The organism is Blautia hydrogenotrophica DSM 10507, from assembly GCF_034356035.1.
Taxonomy (GTDB): domain Bacteria; phylum Bacillota; class Clostridia; order Lachnospirales; family Lachnospiraceae; genus Blautia_A; species Blautia_A hydrogenotrophica.
The window spans coordinates 2508723-2527321 of record NZ_CP136423.1; the positions used below are offsets into that span (position 1 = coordinate 2508723).

At 47.7% G+C, this 18599-nt stretch carries 17 protein-coding genes; 1 reads left to right on the forward strand and 16 read right to left on the reverse strand.

What is annotated here, in order from left to right; translation table 11 throughout:
- Positions 1-4: 4 nt before the first annotated feature.
- The 13 genes from BLHYD_RS11995 to BLHYD_RS12055 all read right to left on the reverse strand — a co-directional run bounded on the left by BLHYD_RS11995 (position 5) and on the right by BLHYD_RS12055 (position 13313).
- A complete protein-coding gene (locus tag BLHYD_RS11995; RefSeq protein ID WP_005950830.1) occupies positions 5-268 on the reverse strand; it encodes a metal-sensing transcriptional repressor in 264 nt (87 codons plus the stop codon).
- Between the two features lie 74 nt (positions 269-342).
- Positions 343-1131 carry a CPBP family intramembrane glutamic endopeptidase gene (locus tag BLHYD_RS12000; RefSeq protein ID WP_005950829.1) on the reverse strand — a complete coding sequence of 263 codons (789 nt, stop codon included), beginning with the start codon at positions 1129-1131 and terminating at the stop codon, positions 343-345.
- A gap of 32 nt (positions 1132-1163) precedes the next feature.
- Complete coding sequence (locus BLHYD_RS12005) at positions 1164-1811, reverse strand: HAD family hydrolase (protein WP_005950828.1); 648 nt, start codon at positions 1809-1811, stop codon at positions 1164-1166.
- Between the two features lie 132 nt (positions 1812-1943).
- The gene (locus tag BLHYD_RS12010; RefSeq protein WP_005950826.1) at positions 1944-2801 is read right to left on the reverse strand and encodes an HAD family hydrolase; all 858 of its coding nucleotides are present in this window, start codon (positions 2799-2801) and stop codon (positions 1944-1946) included.
- Between the two features lie 13 nt (positions 2802-2814).
- Positions 2815-4491, reverse strand: coding sequence for a glycoside hydrolase family 13 protein (locus BLHYD_RS12015; RefSeq protein WP_005950825.1), 1677 nt, complete (start codon positions 4489-4491; stop codon positions 2815-2817).
- Positions 4492-4512: 21 nt separating this feature from the next.
- A complete protein-coding gene (locus BLHYD_RS12020) occupies positions 4513-5343 on the reverse strand; it encodes a PTS system mannose/fructose/sorbose family transporter subunit IID (RefSeq protein ID WP_021845589.1) in 831 nt (276 codons plus the stop codon).
- Complete coding sequence (locus BLHYD_RS12025; RefSeq protein WP_040350768.1) at positions 5340-6161, reverse strand: PTS mannose/fructose/sorbose/N-acetylgalactosamine transporter subunit IIC; 822 nt, start codon at positions 6159-6161, stop codon at positions 5340-5342. The genes BLHYD_RS12020 and BLHYD_RS12025 overlap by 4 nt, the downstream gene beginning before the upstream one ends.
- Before the next feature lie 17 nt (positions 6162-6178).
- Positions 6179-7132: a PTS sugar transporter subunit IIAB gene (locus BLHYD_RS12030; RefSeq protein ID WP_005950822.1), complete on the reverse strand. Its 954-nt coding sequence runs from the start codon at positions 7130-7132 to the stop codon at positions 6179-6181.
- 251 nt (positions 7133-7383) lie between these two features.
- A complete protein-coding gene (locus BLHYD_RS12035) occupies positions 7384-8424 on the reverse strand; it encodes a LacI family DNA-binding transcriptional regulator (RefSeq protein ID WP_005950821.1) in 1041 nt (346 codons plus the stop codon).
- Positions 8425-8530: 106 nt separating this feature from the next.
- Complete coding sequence (locus BLHYD_RS12040; protein ID WP_005950820.1) at positions 8531-9247, reverse strand: hypothetical protein; 717 nt, start codon at positions 9245-9247, stop codon at positions 8531-8533.
- Between the two features lie 22 nt (positions 9248-9269).
- Positions 9270-10445 (reverse strand): serine/threonine-protein kinase, encoded by a 1176-nt coding sequence (locus BLHYD_RS12045; RefSeq protein ID WP_005950819.1) that lies wholly within the window; start codon positions 10443-10445, stop codon positions 9270-9272.
- Between the two features lie 207 nt (positions 10446-10652).
- Positions 10653-12419 carry an arginine--tRNA ligase gene (gene argS, locus BLHYD_RS12050; RefSeq protein WP_005950818.1) on the reverse strand — a complete coding sequence of 589 codons (1767 nt, stop codon included), beginning with the start codon at positions 12417-12419 and terminating at the stop codon, positions 10653-10655.
- Positions 12420-12446: 27 nt separating this feature from the next.
- Entirely contained in the window at positions 12447-13313 is an 867-nt protein-coding gene (locus BLHYD_RS12055; protein ID WP_005950815.1) for a DegV family protein, read from the reverse strand.
- A gap of 436 nt (positions 13314-13749) precedes the next feature.
- On the opposite strand from BLHYD_RS12055, the gene BLHYD_RS12060 reads away from it, so the two are divergent.
- Complete coding sequence (locus BLHYD_RS12060) at positions 13750-14385, forward strand: lactate utilization protein (protein ID WP_005950813.1); 636 nt, start codon at positions 13750-13752, stop codon at positions 14383-14385.
- Positions 14386-14596: 211 nt separating this feature from the next.
- On the opposite strand, the gene BLHYD_RS12065 is transcribed toward BLHYD_RS12060, so the two are convergent.
- Genes BLHYD_RS12065 through BLHYD_RS12075 form a run of 3 tightly spaced genes read right to left on the reverse strand, consistent with a single transcriptional unit; the run spans position 14597 to position 18465 of the window.
- Positions 14597-14959, reverse strand: coding sequence for a hypothetical protein (locus BLHYD_RS12065; RefSeq protein ID WP_021845581.1), 363 nt, complete (start codon positions 14957-14959; stop codon positions 14597-14599).
- Between the two features lie 33 nt (positions 14960-14992).
- Positions 14993-16732, reverse strand: coding sequence for an ABC transporter ATP-binding protein (locus tag BLHYD_RS12070; RefSeq protein WP_005950809.1), 1740 nt, complete (start codon positions 16730-16732; stop codon positions 14993-14995).
- Entirely contained in the window at positions 16729-18465 is a 1737-nt protein-coding gene (locus BLHYD_RS12075) for an ABC transporter ATP-binding protein (RefSeq protein WP_005950807.1), read from the reverse strand. The genes BLHYD_RS12070 and BLHYD_RS12075 overlap by 4 nt, the downstream gene beginning before the upstream one ends.
- Positions 18466-18599: the final 134 nt, after the last annotated feature.

Sequence of the window (18599 nt, forward strand, 5' to 3'; positions counted from 1 at the left end):
ACCTTTATTTTAAAATTCTGCCTAACATGTCCACCAGTTCATCTATTTTCTCTTCTTTTTCCGCCTGAGATTCTGCATGAGACACGCAATTTTTTAAATGTGCCGTCAAAATCTCTTTATTCACTTTATTCAGTATTGCTTCTGTAGCCATCAGTTGCTGTGATATTTCTATACAATATCGGTCCTCTTCCACCATTTGAAGAATTCCATCCATCTGCCCTCTGGCGATCTTCAGCAATCTGGATATTTTCTTTTTATCTGCCTGCATGCACTCACCCTTTCTGTGATTTCTTTACACCCCACCAGGGTATGGTATTAGTATAGTACAAAAAAACGGCATTGTCAATATGCCGTTTTTCGTACTCTTTTTTTCCATTCCTTTCGAAAATAAAAAATGCCTCCCCAGAAAACCAGAAACAGCAATCCCATCGCCGCTGTCAGGATAATCCCATCATGCCATTGCAGCAGCGTTACCGCATATTCCGAAAACAGTACCGATATCAGGTTGGCCCCCATGTGAAACAGAATGCTTGCCCAAAGAGAGCCGCTGATTTCCACTAAAATTGCCATAAGGCATCCTAAAATAGAAGCATAGATCGCCTGCACCACATTTCCATGGTAGAGCCCAAACATGAGGCCGGAGATCACCACAGAAGGCCAAATTCCCGTATAATCTCTCAATCTGCGGTAAATCAGCCCCCGGCAGATCAGTTCCTCCACCAAAGGAGCGGTGACTGCCGTCCACAGAATCATCCACAAGATACTCGTGTTCTCTGTCATCTTCTGCGTCTGTTCCCCATAGGAAGGAAATCTCTGAAAAATCTGCAGCAGGGAAAAAGCGACATTCAGCACAATCGCCATGGCTCCTCCCCACAAAAAACACCAGATGCCATCTCTTCCTCTGAGTCCTTGTGGTCTCATCCAAGATGGTCGAAAACGCCAGTCTCTCTGATACAGCCAAAGAGCCACTGGAAGTATCAGCAACAAAGAAGTGAGGCCGTTAATCATGACGGACCAGTCATAAAAATCCTCCTGCTGTCCTTTTATGCCACAAATCAACAAATACAACAGATTCACCCCGGCATACAGCAGCAGATAGTGGACTAGCAAAGGATAACCTACCCTCCACACTTTGCGCAGTCTTCCCTGCTTGTGCAGAGGGGTCAGCCGAAAAAATTTTCCAGCTCCTCCACAGTCCCCACAATGGCAAGAGGTGATGCATTCTCCAGCTCCCCTCTGCTTCCATATCCATAGGCCACTGCCACACAGTCTAGCCCCTGCTGCCTGGCCCCAAAGATATCATGCTCCTTATCTCCCACCATGACTGCCTTGTCTCTGTGATTTTCAAGCCCTAGACGGCGCAGAGCTTCTTCAATCACTTCTGCCTTGCGCACTCTACTTCCATCCATCTCGCTACCCACTACCACCTCAAAGTACTGGGCCAATCCAAAATATTCCAAAATTTGGTTCACATAATACGTTGGCTTTGAAGAAGCCACAGCCAGACGGTATCCCTCTTCCCGAAGTCTCGCGAGCATCTCCTCGATATGCGGATAGGGACGGTTCTCAAACATCCCCTTCTCGTGATATCTCTCCCGATAGTAGCAGACTGCCTGTTCTGCCTGCTGCTCGTCCAAGCCCCCATAACTCATCATCATATCTTTCAATGGAGGTCCCACAAATACTTCTAATTTTTTCAAGTCTGGTTCAAAAATGCCGAACTTTTCCAATGCGTACTGCACGCATTTTGTAATTCCTTCTCCTGACTCCGTCAATGTTCCATCCAGATCAAATAAGATAGCCTGATACATGCTCTTTGCTTCCTTTCTGTCCTCTCTGCTGAGACAGACGCAAATTTTGAAAAATTACGTTTAGTATAGCACAGTTTTCATGATTCAGGCAAGACATCGTGGCACAATACCGCGGCAAGCATTTCTTCCTCTCTATAATCCGAAATATGTCTCCAAAAACACTGCCACTCCGTCACAATCATTCGAGAGCGTCACCTTCCTTGCAGCCTTCTTCACCATCTCTTTTGCATTTTCCATCGCCACTGCTGTCCCCGCCCGCGCAAACATTTCCAGGTCATTTTCGTTGTCACCGATGGCGATCACCCGCTCTTTGGGGATATTCAGATATTCCATTAGCCCGCTCAGCCCGATTCCCTTATTTGTTTCGGCCGCATTGAATTCCACATTGCCGCCCACAGAGGTTGTCAGGGAAACCTCTCGAATCTTCCGCCAGTTTTCTCTGACCCGCTGTCCGAACTCTTCTTCCTCAAAATACAGATTTATCTTAGACACCCGGTCAAGGAGCCACCGCTGATTTTCCAGGTGTTCCACAAACTCGTGATTCTCCAAAAAATACCGTTCAAAGTTTTCACCTAGAGAAGACTCGGAAAGCCCCACTATACTCCGGATGTCCGCATAGGCCTTTCCGTCCACGAAAATTTCCGCATAACAAAAACCTCTGCCCATCCTCCCTGAAGCCTCCATAAACTTCCCTCCATAAGCTTCATCCAAAATTTCCTTTGCTTTTCCTTGTGGCAAGAGTCGGCGGACAACCGCTCTCTCCTGCCCATAATCCCAGACCAGAGAGCCGTTTTCCAGTACCGCGAAATTGATGCCCCGGACCGCCCCTAGTTCTTCTGGAAGAAGACACAGGGTCCTCCCCGTAGCCGGCACAATATAGTGTCCCATATCCGCCAGAAGCTGCAGTGTCCTCTGTGTCCTCTCTGTCACACGGTTTTCGCTGTTCAAAAGCGTCCCGTCCATATCCAATGCGATGAGATGTCTGTCCATATGTTTTCTGCTCCTATCGTATCCTCATCATAAATGCCTCGTAAGGCCGAAGTTCTCCTTCAATTCCAGTCCTTTCATAATTGCCGATCATCACTTCTTGCATCTCTTTGACAAATTCTCTCAACGGTTCTGACGGCAGTGTTTTCTCCGACAGGTTCGCCGCCACTAGCCAGCCTTCCTTCTCTGTCTGTCTTAAATACGCAAAAATGTGTTCGTCTTCCGGCAGAATCAGCCGGTATTCCCCTTCTGTCAGAAGAGGCTCCTCATGCCGCAGACGGATCAGTTCTTTATAATAGTAGAATACAGAATCTTTCTTTTCCAACGCATTTTTAACATTGATTTCCTGATAGCGGTCAGAAACTCTAAACCAGGGTGTCCCAGTTGTAAAGCCCGCATTTTCACTGTCATCCCACTGCATGGGCGTTCTGCCGTTATCCCGGCTTTTGTTCCAGACTGCTTTCTGAAATTCTTCTCTCGTGATAGATTTTCCATTTACCACCAGTTCCTGGAAAGCATTCCGCACCTCGATGTCCTCATACTCCTCCAGCTCAAACGCCACATTGGTCATGCCGATCTCCTCGCCCTGATAGATGTAGGGCGTCCCCTGCATTCCGTGAAGTACAGTGGCGTACGCCTTGGCGCATTCTTCCCGGTATTCCGTATCGTTTCCCCAGCGAGAAATGACCCTGGGCTGGTCATGGTTTTCAAAATAAAGAGCATTCCACCCACGTCCTGCCAGTTTGTACTGCCAGTCTGACATAACCCGTTTTAACTCCCGCAGATCAAATGGCTTCAGCGCCCACTTCCGGTTCACAGATCCAGGCACCCGGTCAATATTCATATGCTCAAAGGTAAAGATCATGTTCAGCTCTTTTCTGTCCGGGTCCGTAAACAGCCGCGCCACCTCCGGCGTAGACCCCGGAGCCTCCCCAACGGTCATACAGTCGTACTTTGACAAAACTTCCCGGTTCATCTCTTGAATAAACTCATGCAGTCTAGGTCCGTTGCTGTGATATTTCCCAGTATAGTATTTTCTTCCTTCCTCCTCAGGATAATCTGGAAAATCCTGCTCCTTGGAAATAGACGCAATGACATCCATCCGCCAGCCATCGGCGCCTTTTTCCATCCAGAACTTCATCAGATCGTAAACCTCTTTGCGCACCTTCGGATTTTCCCAATTCAAATCGGGCTGCCTTCTGCTGTAGAAGTGCAGGAAATACTGTCCTCTTTGCTCACTGTACTCCCAGGCACTTCCGCAGAAGCTAGAGCCCCAGTTATTAGGCTCACTTCCATCTGCTTTCGGGTCTTTCCAGATATAATAGTCACTATAGGCATTCTCTCTGGATTTCCGGCTTTCCACAAACCAAACATGCTCATCGGAAGTGTGATTCACCACCAAATCCATTACCACCTTGATGCCGCGCTTATGAGCCTGCGCGATCAGCTCCTCCATATCCTCGTTTGTCCCGAATCCCGCATAAACACTCCGGTAATCTCTGATATCATACCCGTTGTCATCCTGGGGAGAATCAAATACCGGGCTTAACCAAATCACATCGATTCCCAGTTCTTTTAAATAGTCCAGTTTCTCAATAACTCCCGGCAAATCTCCGAATCCATCCCCATTGGAGTCTTTAAAGCTCCGGGGATAAATCTGATAGACAACTGAATTTTTCCACCAATCTTTCATTTTTCTGCTCCTTTTTATATCCTAAGCGATTCCCAGAAGCGACATTAGGATACTAAAAATAATAACTCCAATAATCAATACCGTGATGCTGATACCTTTTTTCTTCAGCAGATAATAGCACAGAAGGGTCAATCCCAACGGCACGATTCCGATAAAAATCTGATCCAGCATGGACTGAAGATTCAGAACAGATTCTCCTTTCATACTCAATTCAAAGGTAGAATGAAACGTCACCATACTCGCCGTCATTCCGCCTACCATAATCAGACCTACAATACTTGCCGCCTTGGTCAAAATGTTCATCAGACCGCTGGCATACACCTTCTGGATGTACTCCGATCCTAGTTTATAGCCTAAAAATGTACCGTAATATTTCACCAGGATAGAAGGCACGTTAAACAGAATTAAGAACACAAGCGGTGCCAGCGGGTTTCCAGCAGTTCCCAGTCCCACTGCAATTCCGGCTGCAATCACTCTTAAAACTCCCCAGAAAATGGAATCGCCGATTCCCGCCAGAGGACCCATGAGACTCGATTTCACTGCATTGATAGAAGCTGCGTCAAAATCCTCCTGCTCACTGTTTTTCTTCTCCATAGAAGCCACAAGTCCCATAATAAAGGTAGAGCAGGTGATGGTTGTGTTGAAATATGACATACTTCTCGCGAGAGCCGCTTTTTTGCCCTCCTCGTCCTTTTTATAAAATTTGTTGATAAACGGCATCAGAGAGTAGCAGAAACCGGAAGCTCCCTGTTTTGCCGGGCTGACTGCCGCATACAGTGTAAAAGAACGCCAGAACGCCTTGCGCAGCATTTTTCTTTCCTCTGCCGGAATAGATTTCGTCAAATTACTCATGAGAAAAATTCCTCCTCTTCTTCATCCAGTTCATAGGTTTCCACCGTCCCGGAAGCTGCCGGCAAGGCAGCCCGCTGAGACGCCAGCTGATTCATCCGGTAATCACTCATTCCAATTGATATGGCAATAATCACGCCAAGTACTGCCAGCGCGATCAACGGCAGATTTAAGTATGCTGCCAGGACAAAGCCCAGGAAGTAAAACATGCAGATCTTTTTGTCCCAGAGCATTTTCATCAGCATCGCCATTCCTACCGCTGGAAGCAGTCCGCCGCAGACGGTCAGTCCGTTCATTACGACCTCCGGAATCGCCTCCAACAGCGCGCTCACTGCATCAGACCCGAAGAGGATTCCCAGAAAGGCCACCAGAGAATACAGCGCCCAGTTTACCGTCCAAAGTCCATAATGTAAAAATATAATCTGTCTCTCTTTTCCTTCTGCCGCCAGACGGTCAAAGGTCTTGGCAAACATTCCTACAACAAAGATATACAGAACCGTCTTGATCTGAAGTCCCAAAATACCGATAGGAAGCGCCAGCGTCAACGCGACCTCCGACCCTTTGCCCAGCATAATCGCAAAAGCAGCTCCTACGGCTGTGGCGATTCCTGGCTCCGCCGCCGAGGCACCGCCGATATTGACAACGCCCATAAACACTGCTTCCAGGGAAGCTCCGACAACCACACCGGTATGTAAATCTCCCAAAAACAATCCAACCAACGGTCCGATGACGATCGGCCGGTTCAACATCGTAAATCCGATCAGCTCTGCACCGCCCACACAGATAAACACAGCCAGTGCTACAAGAAATGCATTTAACATCTTTCTTCTCCCTTCTCTTAATTCCATTTATCTAGAACATCTTTTACCATTTTCTGCTCATCGTTGGGAACCTGCTGCATACAAGTCTTCGGATTCATCTCCACCAGTTCCCTCAAGCTTTTCACTTCCTCGTCTGTCAGCATGATCGTCGGCGACAGTATCTGTTTTTCTGACACGTCGACACCATCAAAACGTCCGGCATTTCCAATATTCAGGAATTCAATCTCCCCTACCTGTTTCCGAATTTTCAGGGCATCTGTGACCGTCCGCGTCAGTACCAGTATTCGCATAGAAGATGCCTTGGGATTGTTCAGAACTCGAATGGCCTCATCCACCGGCTTTATCAATACTTTGATTCCTGCCGGAACCGCCATTTTCAGCGCCATCTTCTGGGTGTTGTCGCCTGCTGCCGCGTCATTGGCTACCACAATTCCCTGTACTCTTAACTGCTTCGTCCAGGTCATGGCTACCTGCCCGTGAATGAGCCGGTCATCTACCCGTAGGGCTGTGATCTTTGCCGTAGAATTTTCAAAGGTCTCCTGTACACTCTCTTCTTCCACTTTTGCCTTTTCCGGTTTTTCTTCCTCTTTCTTCCCTATCTCTACCAACTGCAGTTCCTGTCTCGCGTCCTCAATATACTGTCTGATCTCTTCCACTTCCACATCCTCGTCGGCCAACATAATCTGCATCAGGACCGGAAGATTCGTACCGGTGATTAATGTAACATTCTCCTGCTGCGCATATCTTAGCAGTTTCTGATTGACGCTGCCTCCCATCAAGTCCGTAAAAACAAAGATCCGGTCTTCCCTGTGCGCGCTGAAATATTCTTCAAACTGTTTCTCCACGTTATCCTCTGGGGTTACATAGGCGTCGATAGTTGTAATCTTTGCCAGCTCCCCGACAATCAGTTCCGCTGTATACCGAATTCCGGATGCCATCTTCCCATGTGTGGCAATCAAAATCTGTTTCATCCGATATTGTTCTCCTTCCTTTTTCCGGTTTCCTTTTGTAAGTTATGTACATAACTTACTGTGAGCACACTATACCACTTTTACTTGTTTCTGTAAATAAGTTATGTAGATAACCATATTTTTGTACATTGTTAAACCCCTATTTTTTATGTACTTTGCACAAAAACAGGCTTCAAACCGAAGAATATCTCCTGTCTGAAGCCTGTTTTCAATAATATTTCGCCAGGATAGAAGGCACGTTAAACAGAAGTTTATTTTTCCCTCTCCTGCACCATCACAGATTTTCTGGTAATCAGCGTCACGGGAAGCCGGATATCACGCTCCTCTTCCGTCTCTCTGCCCTGAATTCTGTCCATGAGAATCTTTACCGCCAGTTTCGCCTTCTGCTCCACATCCTGCTTGACAGTCGTCAGACGCGGCGCTGAAAATTCCGCAAAACTGATATTGTCATACCCTGCAACTCCAAGGTCCTGGGGAATATGCAGTCCCCGGTCACACAAAAAGCTGACTGCTTCTAACGCATATACGTCGGACAAAAAGAACAGCGCAGTTTTCGGTTTTCTTCGCTGCATCAGCCAGGCATAGCTGTCCCTGCGCTTTGCATAATTCATTCCCAGTGCCACAAACTGCAGCTTTTGTCTTCCATCTGCCAGTTCGTCTACCGCTCTTTGCGCGCCCAGATACCGCAGATGGTCGACACCGCTGTCCCGGCCTGCGCACACCTTGATATGCTCATATCCGCACTCTAAAAGATATTTGGTCATCATATATCCTCCGCTCTCATCGTCCAGCCCGATATTGACCACATGGTTTCCCTGCCCCTCCTCCAATTCTCCGTATGCGTCCACAGAGACAATAGGCTTTTGGATAAGCTGATAGATTTTCTCACAATTTCTCCTGCTGAAGGACAGGGCGATGACGCCGTCCACATCCCAGCCCATAACCATCCGAAAAATGTCCTCCACGTCTTTGGCTGAATAAAAGATCAAATAATATCCCATCTTGCGCACATACTCTTCAATGAACCCGATCAGCTTGCCATAAAAAGGATCTCCCAATATGGAATCCCTGAAATCCTTGTGATAGTTGATTACTACGGCAATCAGCTGGGAACTCTCTTTGTTCAATACCCTGAGTCCCATTTTCTGGACGTATCCCATCTCACGGATCAGCCCTTCGATTTTCTGTATCGTAGCCGGAGAAACCTTTTTTGTTTTTCCGTGTATGACATTAGAGACCGTAGTCGTGCTGACTCCTGCCCGTTCTGCAATTTCTTTAATTGTCGCAGCCATAAAACCGCCTCCCGCTCATTACTCTGAAAATAGATTCCGGATTTTCTGCATATCCGTTTCTTCCTCCATTATATAAATTTTCCCGCTCTGCCGCAACGCCTCTTTTTTACTCATGCGTTTGCCGCAGCACAATCCATGGTTCCATATACAGAAAATCCCCGGTTTTTGTGCGCGCCAACACACGGATTTCATTTCTCCCGCGTTTCCATTGAACTTTCTCCCCCGTACACCAGCTCCCTTCCCAGTGGAAATACACTTCCCTTTGGTTCACCTGAAAAGAATAGACATACCAGTCTCCCTGGCCCTCTAACGATATCTGCGGCGCCATCTGTCCATCTTTGATTTTCAGCTGGCGCAGAAATTTCACTCCTGCTTTCGTCTCTTTACCCTCTTTTTTTTCTACGTTTTGTGTGTCCAAAGTAGGCGTCAAGACTGGCTTTTCAGTCACCGCTGTGTCTGGAAAATTTTCTCTGGTCCTGTCAGCATCTTGAAACTCACCTGTCGCCGCCGTCGGCTCGTCAAAATCATTTTCCAGAGCCTGTGCAGGGGTCTCTTCCTGCACAGGCTCTGGTATCGGCTCCGGCGCGAGCTCCTGAACGGGCTCCTGTACAGGCTCCTGCACGGGCTCCTGCACGGGCTGAGGCGGCTGTGTGGGCACCGGCGGCTCGGCCGGCTTCGCCGTGACAGGAGGTTTTTCCTGTTCCCCTTCTACCTCCACCTGAAACCCGCCTAAATCCAAACTGTCCGCCGCCGCAGACACCGCCGTCAAGCATACGCCCGCAGCAGCAGCTATCCATCTTCTAATCCTTTTGCTTTTTCCCATACGTTCTCTCCTCCTTACATTTTCAGGTTTTCTTTTTTATCCCTTCTTCCGCGAGATAGCTCTGGTATTCCTGTTTCGTCTGAACATTGCCAGAATCATTTTCCAATGCTCTTTCATACGCTCTCTCCGCACTGTGCGTCTGTCCCAGTTCCCGGTACACTCGGGCCAGAGCCAGCCACAATGCCGCCTGTTCCCGCTCTCTTTGTTCCTCTTTGAGCAGCTCTCTCAGTCTTTTTACACTTTCCTCTAACAGTACACTCCCATTTTTCCCTCCCATCAGCATCCCCTGAACGATCTGGTTTTGGACCACTGTGTACACATCCAGGAATTCTTCTTTCTCGTCCAGCCAAATATCCTGTCTCACCTGTCTTCCCTGACTTCGGGAAATCTCATCACCCCCACTCATCAGCAGACAACCTCCCAATAGAAAGATTCCCACTCGAATCACCAACGGCCGTTCCAGCCTTATCTGATTCTTAGCCGCAGCTTTGCGCAATTCTCTCTCCAATTCCTGGCAATCTTGATACCGCTGCGCCTCCTGTAAAGCCTGACACTTTTTCAAAATTCTCCATAGCTTGTCCCCGGCCTCTTTTTTTCCGCCCGCCAGTACTTCCAATGTCCGCCCCAGACTGTAAATATCACTGGTGCAGCCCAGGCGGCCCAACAGCTGTTCTGGGGCTGCATACTCCCGTGTCCCCCGACACAGCCCAACCCTTTGCCTGCCTTCTCCAACCACCACACTGCTCCCCAAATCGATGAGATACAGTTCCTGGTTTTCGGTCAGAATCAAATTTGACGGTTTGACATCCGAGTGCACCACTGCCGGATGGCGACTGTGCAGATACCCTAACACCTGACACAATTGTATTCCCCACTGAATGACCTGCTCCCTGGAACAAGGACCTTCTTTCCTCAGTTCTTCCAAATTTCTCCCTTCGATATACTCCATGACCAGATACGCTTTTTCATCCTCCTGCACGTAATCTGCAATCTGCGGCAGCATAGAATGTGATAAATTTTTTAGAATCCTCATTTCTTTTGATCTATGTGCCGGAATTTCCTTTACCGCCCAGTATTTGCCCAGGATCTCGTCCCGCGCCAAATAAACTGTGCCATCTCCGCCCCCTCCTAATCTCTCTAAAAGGTAGTAACGGTCTTTGATTTTCTTTCCCACCAATGGTGTCTGCGCGCCTCCCATCTTTAGACAGCCTCCGCTGCCCTACATGCCATCTTTGTTGTATTCAGTTCTCTGTATTTGGAAATATGGGCTGATTCGCCCTGCCGCGGAACCGCGGCAAGTAAGATTTTGATGTTATGATTATACAAAAAATCCCCCGACTTGTAAAGTGCTGCGCACTTACAAACCGGGGAAACCCTTTTTGGGAGTTATATTAGTGAACGCCAATCACATTCTCTCTGGCGCTGAAAAGCCCAAGAGATCAATGCTCGTCTCCAACACCTTTCTCGTCAGGAGCAGTACCTGAATCCAGGATGCCTTCTGCCGCTCATCCTCTTCACTAAGAATCTTTGTCTCATGGTAAAAGCGGTTGAATGCATTGGCCAACTCATAGATATAGGAGCACACTTTGTGTGGCGCTTTCTCCTCAAAAGCTCCTTCCACCACTGCCGGAAATCCTGTCAGAGCGAGCATCAGTACTTTTTCACTCTCATTAGCCGCCTCCAAAATCTCTCCGTTTTCCGTGTCTTTATTTTCTTGCTCATAACGGTTTAAAATAGATTTAATGCGAACGATCGTATACAGAATATACGGACCGGTATTCCCCTCAAAAGAAGTGAAACGGTCAATATCAAAGATATAGTCTTTGGTGGCTTGATTGGACAAGTCTCCGTACTTAATCGCAGACAACCCTACAATCTGCGCAGTCTGTCTCGCGTCTTTATCCTTCACGCTGCGGTTTTCTACGATCTTGTGGAACATCTCTTCGTTGATATCTTCAATCAGATGCTCTAGACGCATCACACCACCTTCTCTGGTCTTAAACGGTTTTCCGTCTTTCCCATTCATCGTGCCAAAGCCCAGAAAAGAAAGCTTCGTCTCCTGGGGAAGTAGTCCTGTCTTCTTCGCGCAGCGGAACACCTGCACAAAGTGCATCTCCTGGCGCTTGTCCACCACATAGAGAATCTCGTCTGGATGGAACAATTTTTCCCTCTCCACAATCGTCGCCAAATCTGTCGTCGTATACAAGGAGGCACCGTCTGATTTCAAAATCATGCAGGGCGGAACCTCCTTGGTGTCTGTCTCTTCTTTTACATCCACCACCAACGCTCCCTGGTCCATGTACGCATACCCTTTTTCCCTCATCTCCTCCACCATGGCAGGAATGTAGGGCTGGGCATCTGACTCTTTCTTCCACAAGTCAAAGGTCACATTCAGCTTCTCATAATTCTTTTTTAAATCGGTCACTGACACCCTCATGATATGGTTCCAAAGGGCCATATAGCCCGGCCTGCCCTGCTGTAAAAGATGAGTCGCCTCCAAGGCTTCCTCCCGAAAGCTCTCATCTCCTTTCGATTTCGCGCTGGCAGCCGGATAGATCTCCTCTAGCTCTCCGATCGTAAACGGAGCTTCCTTCGGATACTCTCCCTCATAGCTCTCGTCAAAATAAACCAACTCTGGCTGACGGTGCTTCAATTCCGTGATAATCAGTCCCATCTGTAGCCCCCAGTCTCCCAGATGAACATCCCCAATCATCTCATGTCCCAAAAATCTTCCCATGCGCTTGATGCTCTCTCCGATAATTGCAGAACGCAGATGGCCTACGTGGAGAGGCTTCGCCACGTTCGGTCCGCCGTAATCGATAATAATAGTCTTGGGATTCTGAGTTTTCTCAGCGCCTAGAAGCTGCGCCGTGTGCATCTTTTGCAGATAACCACTCAAAAAGGTTTCTTTTATCTTCAAATTGATAAAGCCCGGCTTCACCGCCTCCGCCATAGAAAACACTTGGCTGTCCGACAACTTTTCAACCACATCCTGCGCAATCACAATTGGAGCCTTGTGGTACGCCTTGGCACCAGCCATGGCTCCGTTACATTGATATTCGCACAAATCCGGCCGGTTTGACACCGTCACCCTTCCATAAGAAGAATCGTACCCCGCCTTTTCAAATGCCGCTGACAACTCCTGTGCCAAAAGGTCCATCATTTTTTCCATACTCTCAAACTCCCTTATCTCTATTCTTTAGTCCACCCGTTTCGCACAGGCAACCGCCAATGCCCCTTGTCCGATATGACAGGACACACTCAGGGAAAGCGGGTCCATATGAATCTCATATCCAGGAAACTGTTCCTGAACCTCTGCTTTGAACTCCTCCGCCTCCTGCCAGTTTCCTGTGTATGCCATCTGTAGACACATAAGTCCTTCCGCATCATATTTCGCGAACCGGGTCTCAAAATCCTTTTTCATGGCTTTTATCATTGCACGTTTTGCTGCTTTTTTGCCTCTGACTTTCGCATAGGCATCCAGCTTTTCCCCTTGAATCTGCAATACAGGCTTTAAATTCAAGACTGTACCGATGGCCGCAGCCGCAGGTGTGATTCTACCACCTTTTTTCAAGTATTTCAACGTCTCTAGAGTGATATAGATACTGGACTCCATCTTCTCTGCTTCCAGAATCTCTTTGATCTTTGACGCCTCCTCTATATGATTTCTCAGATAAAGAGCGTCCAAAACCGCCTGGCGCTGAGTCACAGAAATTCTCTGATTGTCCACCACCTGCACTTTTCCTTTATAGTCCTTTGCCAACATCATCGCAGTCGCGCAGGTATTACTCAGCCCGCTTGACATAGGAATGTGTACAATCTCATCCCACTCTTCTAAGAGTTCGTCCCAAACCTTCGTCACATCGGCCGGTGTCGGCTGAGAGGTGGAGATATCAGCATCTTCACTCAGACGCTGATAGAATTCTTCCTGGGACAGAGTAATTCCTTCTAAAAATAACTTTTCATCAATAAAAAAAGGCATCGGAATAACCGCCACACCTAATTCTCTCCCTTGTTCCTGGGTGATTCCGCTGTTACTATCCGTAACAATCGCAATTTTTCTCATCTCTTTGCCCTACTTTCTTCTGACTATATCCCACGACCCGTACATCTGCACTCTCGGGGTACTTACTTATGATTATGAGCTCTCTTTTCCCACATAGCTGCTGTGAATAGCACATCCTTGGCATCTAACCTCACCTGATTATAGCATACATGAATTGAAAATGGCAACGCCGCGTGCTATAATTACAAAAACTTCGTAACAGTTCAGCCTTTCGGCTTCACTGTCACAAATTTCAGTAACTATTCAGCCATGCGACTGATAAAGACAAACTCCTCTGCAAGCAAGCTTGCTCCGGATTTTGTCTCTTATCAGGCATATGGCGTTTAGCCATAAGCGAGGATTTAGCCGCATATGCGGCGATATAAGCTGCGCAGCAGCTAATCCGAGCTATTATGGCTGAATAGCTACAAACTTCAAGGTTAAAGGAGGAAATCTTATGTCACATCGTATTACAAGCTGGGAGAGAGCCCAAGCGACTCTCATAAAAAAATTTAACAAAAGGGGAATGGACGCATACTACTGTGCCACTAAGGAAGAAGCCTGTCAAAAAATACTGGATTTAATGCCGGAAAATTCTTCCATAGCATGGGGCGGTTCCGAGTCCATGGTAGAAGCCGGCGTTATGGATGCCATCCGAAACAAAAATTATCAATTAATTGACCGTTCCCTCGCCAAAAATTTCCAAGAAACCCGTGAACTGTTCTCCCAAGCCGTGATGGCCGACTATTTTCTGATGAGTTCAAACGCTTTTACCATCGACGGGGAATTGGTAAACATTGACGGCGCTGGCAATCGCGTAGCCTGTCTCGCGTTCGGCCCTGCCCACGTCATTGTCCTGGCCAGCATGAATAAAATGTGTGCAAATGTGGAAGACGCAGTCCGCCGGGTCCGCACTTTGGCCACCCCGCCAAACGCTATCCGCGTAAACGTAAACACTCCATGCGCTAAGACCGGAGTCTGTGCTGACTGCAATACCCCTGAAACCATCTGCTGCCAGATCGAAATCACGCGCAGATCTAGGATTCAGGGACGAATCATCGTGGTTCTCTGTGGCGAGGAGTTGGGATTTTAAACAATTTTTTTTGCCGCCGCTGCGCGTTCAAAGTTCTTTTCGAAAAAGAATCCTGCCTTGCAGGATTCTCCGCCTACGGCGGGGCACAAAGCACCATCTTCCATTCCGCCGCAGTGTGGTCCACACGGAGTGTTTTTTATTCGATAGGAACGCAGTTTCCTATCAAACAAAAGCCGCTGTGAGAGAATTCTCTTCACAGCAGCTTCGCCGTTTATTCTTCCGGTTCTGTGTCCTCATCCGTTTTCGTCTCTTCTAGCTTCTTTACCAGATTCGCCCGGTCACTGAGAGACATTCCTGTTTTTTTGGGGGTCAGCTTTAACTCTTTTTCCGCTTTCTCTTCCTCCTCTTTCATCTTCTCAGCTTCCTCCTGCAGTTCTTTGTTCACCCTCATCCAGCCTCGGACTCCCGTGACCAAAAACAAAGCACCAAAGATGACAAAAGCCACTGCCGCGACGATCATCAACACTGACACCTCTTCCCCGCTTCTAAAAGCTTTCAGCAAATCCCACACAATCCAAAAGAGATACAGACCGCACAATGAACGGATAATGTAGGAAAATCTTGGATTTTTCATTTGTCTCTGCCTTTCTTCATTAATATTGGACACCTAGGATGCCGCAAACTGACTCTCATATAACTTCGCGTAGAAGCCACTTTTCTCTAGCAGCTCCTGATGTCTTCCCTGTTCTATGATATTACCATCTTTCATCACTAAAATCAAATCCGCTTCCTGGATTGTAGACAGCCGATGAGCCACGATAAAACTAGTCCTGCCTTCCATCAGCTTCGCAAACGCTTTTTGAACCCTCACCTCCGTGCGGGTATCAATAGAAGAGGTCGCCTCGTCTAAGATCAGCATCGGCGGATGCATCAGCATCACTCTCGCAATACACAGCAGCTGCTTCTGTCCTTGGGAAATGTTTCCTCCATCCTCCGCGATCACAGTGTCATATCCCTTTGGCAGTCGTTGGATAAAACTATGTGCGTGTGCCTGCTTCGCTGCCTGTATGATCTCCTCCATAGCGGCATCCGGATTTCCATAGGCGATGTTCTCTCGAATCGTTCCCGCCTTCAGCCAAGTATCTTGAAGAACCATACCAAAATTTCTGCGCAGGCTATCCCTGGTCACTTCCCGCACAGGATACCCACTGATTCGAATCTGACCTTTGTCCACATCATAGAAGCGCATCAAGAGATTGATCATTGTGGTCTTTCCACAGCCGGTCGGCCCCACAATCGCAATTCTTTGACCTGGCTGAACCTGAATCGAGATATCCTGCAAAAGAGGCGTATCCTTCCGATAGGAGAAAGAGACATTCTCCACCTCCAGACTTCCGTCCACCTTCTGAAGCACCACCGCATCTTTCTGGTCTGGTTCCTCTACAGGAGTCTCCATGAACTCAAAAATTCTCCGCGCACAGGCTATGGCATTCTCTAGCTCCGTCACTACACCGGAAATCTCATTAAATGGTTTCGTGTACTGATTCGCATAGTTGAGGAAACTGGTAAGCTGTCCTACCGTCATCCCCTGTTGAATCACTGTAAATGCCCCAAAGATGCCGACACCCGCGTACACCAGACCATTTACAAAGCGCGTACAAGGATTCGTGATGGATGAAAAAAACAAAGCCCGCACACCACAGATCTGAAGTTGCCCATTGATGGAGTCAAATCGTTCCATAGCGGTTCTCTCATAGGAGAATGCCTGAACCACTTTCTGATTTCCCACTAACTCTTCCACAAGGGAAGTCATCTCTGCCCGCTTCTCCGATTGAAGACGGAACATCTGATACGTTCGACTGGCAATAAAGCTGGCCACAAAAAGAGAAACCGGGGTCAACAAAACCACTAACAACGCAATTTTTACGTTTATGGAAAGCATAAATCCTATCGTACCTAAGATCGTCACAATGCCTGTAAAAAGTTGTGTAAATCCCATTAACAATCCGTCTGAAAACTGACTCACATCGTTTACGATTCTACTCAGAATATCTCCTGGTTGATTCTGGTCAATATAGCTAACCGGAACCTTCTGAAGATGCAAAAAAGCCTGAGCCCGCACATCCTGAACCACCCGGTAAGTCACCTGGTTTGTCAGAAGGTTCATCAGCCACTGCGCCACCGCAGTGACCGCGATTACCACACCTAGCTGAACCAAAATCCGGCTCAGTTTTAGGACGTAAATCTGCCCTGGTCCCACGATCTGGTCTACTGCTTTTCCGATGAGAATCGGTGCGTATAAGGTAGAGGCTACTGTTACGGCTGCCAGCAATAGCATCAATGCAACTAACCCGCCGTGAGGCCGAATAAACCGCAGTACTTTTTTGATTGTAGCTCTGTCTCTCATACTCTTCTCACCTCCTGCTCCGACAACTGTGACAGACAGATTTCCTCATACACAGGACAGTTCTCCAAAAGCTCCAAATGTGTTCCACTTCCCACCAGTCGCCCGTCATCTAACACCAGAATACGGTCAGCTTGCCTGATGGATGCCGCTCTTTGTGACACGAGAAAGACTGTCATCCCCTTCGTCTTTTCTTTTATCGCTTGGCGCAAAGCCGCGTCTGTGGCAAAATCTAACGCGGAGGCGCTGTCGTCCATAATCAATATCTCCGGCTGCCCCACCAGCGCCCTGGCGATGGTCAACCTTTGCCTCTGACCGCCTGAGAGATTAGCTCCTCCCTGGGAGATCTGGCTATCCAATCCTCCCGGCCTGTTCTCGACAAATTCTTTAGCCTGGGCAATTTTAAGTGCCTCCCAGATCTCCTCATCTGTGGCATCTGATTTTCCCCACCGCATATTCTCACGTACGGTTCCCTTGAACAAAACCGCATGCTGCGGCACCATCCCTACTTTCTCACGAAGCTGCCAAAACGGATATCTATCCACCGGGATTTTATCCACTAAAATCTCGCCTTTTTGGATATCGTAAAATCTAGGAATCAGGTGAATCAAAGTGGTCTTTCCGCTTCCCGTACCACCAATTATCCCGATCGTCTCCCCTGACTTAGCTACAAATGAGATGTCCTCTAGTGCTGGAGCCCCTGCACCAGCGTAAGTGAAAGTCACTTTCTCGAAGACCACTCTGTTCTCACTGGCTTTTGGATGCTGCTCCTGACTCTCTTTTTCAATCAGAGTCGTCTGCGTATCAAAAATCTCGTTGAGACGCGCCCCAGACGCCGTAGCTTTCGTGACCGCCACAATCAAATTTGCCAAAGCCAAAAGCGCCACTAAAATCTGTGTCATATAATTCACCAAGGCCACGACCTCACCTTGGGTAATCCTGCCTGCATCCACCTGCGCGCTGCCCGACCACAAGATCGCTACGATCGCCAGGTTCATAATCACATAGGTAGCCGGATTCAGCAGAGCTGAAATTTTCCCCGCCGCGATCTGAATCTTCGTGTACAGATCATTGGTCTGCATGAAATCGGACGACTCTTCTTTCTGCCTGCAAAAAGCTCTCACAACCCTGGCTCCCACATGATTCTCTCGAGTGATCCGGGAAATCCTATCCAAATAGCTCTGGACCTTCTTATAGATCGGAAACGTCAGTCTCATAATCAAATAGATGACCAGAGAAATTAACGGCACCGCGATCACAAAAATCAACGCAATCTTTACATCAATCGTAAAAGCCATAATCACGGCTCCTACGACAATAAACGGTGATCTCAGAAACAGCCGTAAAACCAAATTCACCCCCGTCTGGGCCTGATTTACATCATTCGTAATTCTGGTAATCAAGGTAGGAGTTCCCAAAAGATCTAGTTCCCTATAAGAAAAAGTCTGAATGTGTGAAAACAGACTGTGCCTCAAAGCGGTACTGAATCCCATAGCTGCTCGCGCTGAAAAGTACTGGGCAGTGACAGAACACAGCAGTCCCACCACTCCCAACAAAATCATCACTGCACACATTTTCCATATATAGCTCTCATCCTGGTTTCCAATTCCCACATCAATAATATTCGCCATGACCAGAGGCACCGCCAGCTCAAAACTAGCTTCCAGCATTTTAAACAAAGGGGCCAAAACAGCCTCCCGATAATAACCTTTCAAATAAATAAGCAATCTTCTCATAGCTTCTCCCAACTCTCAGTTAAATTTTCCATGCAGTCAGCTTCTGAGTTTTTTGTCATTTTATCCCAAATACTTAAACTCCGGGTATCATCATAACAAAATCTTTATGCAAATTCAAGGGATAGGAAAAGAGC

Excerpts from the sequence above, each read along its gene's own strand:
- BLHYD_RS11995 (WP_005950830.1), bottom strand. The coding sequence starts at position 268 with ATGCAGGCAGATAAAAAGAAAATATCCAGATTGCTGAAGATCGCCAGA.
- BLHYD_RS12005 (WP_005950828.1), bottom strand. The coding sequence starts at position 1,811 with ATGTATCAGGCTATCTTATTTGATCTGGATGGAACATTGACGGAGTCA.
- BLHYD_RS12010 (WP_005950826.1), bottom strand. The coding sequence starts at position 2,801 with ATGGACAGACATCTCATCGCATTGGATATGGACGGGACGCTTTTGAAC.
- BLHYD_RS12015 (WP_005950825.1), bottom strand. The coding sequence starts at position 4,491 with ATGAAAGATTGGTGGAAAAATTCAGTTGTCTATCAGATTTATCCCCGG.
- BLHYD_RS12020 (WP_021845589.1), bottom strand. The coding sequence starts at position 5,343 with ATGAGTAATTTGACGAAATCTATTCCGGCAGAGGAAAGAAAAATGCTG.
- BLHYD_RS12025 (WP_040350768.1), bottom strand. The coding sequence starts at position 6,161 with ATGTTAAATGCATTTCTTGTAGCACTGGCTGTGTTTATCTGTGTGGGC.
- BLHYD_RS12030 (WP_005950822.1), bottom strand. The coding sequence starts at position 7,132 with ATGAAACAGATTTTGATTGCCACACATGGGAAGATGGCATCCGGAATT.
- BLHYD_RS12035 (WP_005950821.1), bottom strand. The coding sequence starts at position 8,424 with ATGGCTGCGACAATTAAAGAAATTGCAGAACGGGCAGGAGTCAGCACG.
- BLHYD_RS12040 (WP_005950820.1), bottom strand. The coding sequence starts at position 9,247 with ATGGGAAAAAGCAAAAGGATTAGAAGATGGATAGCTGCTGCTGCGGGC.
- BLHYD_RS12045 (WP_005950819.1), bottom strand. The coding sequence starts at position 10,445 with ATGGGAGGCGCGCAGACACCATTGGTGGGAAAGAAAATCAAAGACCGT.
- argS (WP_005950818.1), bottom strand. The coding sequence starts at position 12,419 with ATGGAAAAAATGATGGACCTTTTGGCACAGGAGTTGTCAGCGGCATTT.
- BLHYD_RS12055 (WP_005950815.1), bottom strand. The coding sequence starts at position 13,313 with ATGAGAAAAATTGCGATTGTTACGGATAGTAACAGCGGAATCACCCAG.
- BLHYD_RS12060 (WP_005950813.1), top strand. The coding sequence starts at position 13,750 with ATGTCACATCGTATTACAAGCTGGGAGAGAGCCCAAGCGACTCTCATA.
- BLHYD_RS12065 (WP_021845581.1), bottom strand. The coding sequence starts at position 14,959 with ATGAAAAATCCAAGATTTTCCTACATTATCCGTTCATTGTGCGGTCTG.
- BLHYD_RS12070 (WP_005950809.1), bottom strand. The coding sequence starts at position 16,732 with ATGAGAGACAGAGCTACAATCAAAAAAGTACTGCGGTTTATTCGGCCT.
- BLHYD_RS12075 (WP_005950807.1), bottom strand. The coding sequence starts at position 18,465 with ATGAGAAGATTGCTTATTTATTTGAAAGGTTATTATCGGGAGGCTGTT.